The sequence below is a fragment of the Sphingobium sp. ba1 genome (assembly GCF_000743655.1).
In the GTDB taxonomy this organism is placed as follows: domain Bacteria; phylum Pseudomonadota; class Alphaproteobacteria; order Sphingomonadales; family Sphingomonadaceae; genus Sphingobium.
Genome location: NZ_JPPQ01000012.1, coordinates 5,855 through 7,764 on the forward strand (window position 1 = coordinate 5,855; position 1,910 = coordinate 7,764).

Annotated in this window: 1 protein-coding gene and 1 pseudogene (1 of these 2 cut by a window edge); both read right to left on the reverse strand. The window is 65.7% G+C overall.

Features of this window, described 5'->3' with window-relative positions; all coding sequences use genetic code 11:
• A pseudogene (locus tag IL54_RS23855) lies at positions 1-157 on the reverse strand (RsmB/NOP family class I SAM-dependent RNA methyltransferase) (its annotated part extends 26 nt beyond the left edge of the window); the annotation flags it as partial.
• A 151-nt stretch (positions 158-308) separates the two neighbouring features.
• Positions 309-1,766, reverse strand: a complete 1,458-nt coding sequence (gene guaB / locus IL54_RS01910; protein ID WP_037472637.1) for an IMP dehydrogenase — start codon at positions 1,764-1,766, stop codon at positions 309-311.
• Positions 1,767-1,910: the final 144 nt, after the last annotated feature.

Below are 1,910 nucleotides of genomic sequence, written 5' to 3' on the forward strand. Positions count from 1 at the left end.
GATCGCGCACCGCCCGCCGATCCCGCGACCCGGCATAGCGCCGCTCCTTGAAATAGCGCGCGATCAACGTATCCGCCGCCGGCCCACCATCGCGCGCCGACGCAATGATGGCGTCGAGCAGATCGATCGCAGCCTGGATACGAGCAGAGGGGGTCATCAATACCTTCTCCCCTCCCTTTCAAGGGAGGGGCCGGGGGTGGGTGGCGAGCGTAGCGAGCCTAGCGCCCTGCCGATCGGGCCGAAGCGCCGCGGCGCGGCGCACCCACCCCTAACCCCTCCCTTAAAAGGGAGGGGGATTAAGAAAACGCTTACCGCGTCGGATAATTGGGCGCTTCCCGCGTGATCGTCACGTCATGGACATGGCTCTCGGACAACCCGGCATTGGTGATCTGCACAAAGCGCGCGCGCTCCTGCAAATCCTTGATCGTGGCGCTGCCGGTATAGCCCATCGCCGCCTTCACGCCGCCGACCAGCTGGTGAATGACGTCCTTGGCCGGGCCTTTGAACGGCACCTGGCCTTCAATGCCTTCGGGGACCAGCTTCATCTGATCCTTGATATCCGCCTGGAAATAGCGGTCGGCCGACCCGCGCGCCATCGCGCCGACGCTGCCCATGCCGCGATAGCTCTTATAGGCGCGGCCCTGATAGAGGAAGGTTTCGCCCGGCGCTTCGGCCGTGCCCGCCAGCAGCGATCCGACCATGACACAACCCGCGCCTGCCGCCAGCGCCTTGGCCAGGTCGCCGCTGGTGCGCAGCCCGCCATCGGCGATCACCGGCACGCCCTGCTTGGCGGCTTCCTCAGCCGAATCCATGACCGCGGTCAATTGCGGCACGCCTACGCCCGCGACGACGCGCGTGGTGCAGATCGACCCCGGCCCGATGCCGACCTTCACGCAATCCGCGCCCGCGCCGATCAGCGCCTTGGTCGCTTCGGCGGTGGCGACATTGCCCGCAACCACCTGCACATTGTTGGACAGGCGCTTGACCGCTTCGACCGCGGCCGACACCTGTTTGCTATGGCCATGCGCCGTGTCGATGACGATCAGGTCGCACTCCGCGTCGATCAGCGCGCGGCTGCGCTCCAGCCCCTTTTCGCCGACCGTCGTCGCCGCCGCGACGCGCAAACGGCCGGTGCCGTCCTTGGTCGCCTGCGGATAGGTGACCGCTTTTTCGATATCCTTGACCGTGATCAGGCCGACGCAATGATAGGCCTCGTCCACCACCAGCAATTTCTCGATCCGACGCTGGTGCAACAGGCGCTGCGCCTCTTCCTGCCCCACGCCGACCTTGACCGTCGCCAGATTATCCTTGGTCATCAATTCGCTGACCGGCTGGGCCGGGTTTTCGGCAAAGCGGGTGTCGCGGTGCGTCAATATGCCGACCAGCTTGCCGCTCGCTTCCACCACGGGAATGCCGCTGATCCGGTGCCGCTTCATCAGCATCTGCGCGTCCGCCAGCGTGGCGTTGGGCAGGATGGTGATGGGGTTGACGACCATACCGCTCTCGAACCGCTTGACCGCGCGCACCGCGTCCGCCTGCTCCTCGACCGACAGGTTGCGGTGCAGCACGCCGATGCCGCCCAGCTGCGCCATGACGATCGCCATGTCCGCTTCCGTTACCGTGTCCATCGCCGACGACAGGATCGGAATGTTCAGCTTGATCGCCTTGGTGACGAACGTGCTGGTGTCCGCCTGGCTTGGCAGCACATCGGATTCGCCGGGCTGCAACAGCACGTCGTCGAAGGTGAGGCCGAGGCGGATTTCCATGGAACAAGCCACTTTCTGCTGCGGGGTCTGCAGCAGACCCCAGGGGTTTTGTGGCGGCCCATGTAACCACTCCGCCCCGATACGGCCAGTCCCTTTGCGGGATTTATTGCGGGGCGGTGGGGTGGCGTGTGGGAGGGGTTTGGG

What these genes read in the sequence shown, in the direction of transcription:
- guaB (WP_037472637.1), bottom strand. Translation starts at nt 1,766, where the DNA reads ATGGAAATCCGCCTCGGCCTCACCTTCGACGACGTGCTGTTGCAGCCC.